1 protein-coding gene is annotated in these 454 nt (G+C 36.6%); it reads right to left on the reverse strand.

The annotated features are described in order from the left end of the window. The coding region (locus CBI42_RS11320; RefSeq protein ID WP_142294133.1) for a hypothetical protein at window positions 1-454 on the reverse strand (454 nt) is incomplete at both ends.

Below are 454 nucleotides of genomic sequence, written 5' to 3' on the forward strand. Positions count from 1 at the left end.
TTACTAAACTCTTAAGAGTTAAACGTTCTGTTTCATACTTTGGATTGAGTTCATCGAAAAATTCATTGGCAAGACCGCCCCAGCCGACATACTTAGCTAGTAGCTCTTGTTCTTCTGGACTTGCTTGTCGTCCCTCTTTTTCTAATCTTTTAACAAGATCAATTGCGGCGATATTCGTTTCAATCTTTTCTCGATTTGTCTTAGGATAAAAGTCCTCTAAATCATCTGGAAAAACAAAATCTTGAACAGGGACATCCGTCTCTTCTATGCCTACAATAAGCGTTTCTGTTTCCTTATCCTTTTCATTTTCTTCTTCCAGGTAGGAAAACAAATCTATTTCCTGACTTTCACTTGATGAATCAATCTCAATCTCTGAATCTTCTTTCTCAAGTTCTACACGAGACAATACTTGTTCAATCTCTTCCAAACTGTTCAAGTATAAGATAGGATTCTC

Source organism: Streptococcus sp. KR, from assembly GCF_002238115.1.
Taxonomy (GTDB): Bacteria; Bacillota; Bacilli; order Lactobacillales; family Streptococcaceae; genus Streptococcus.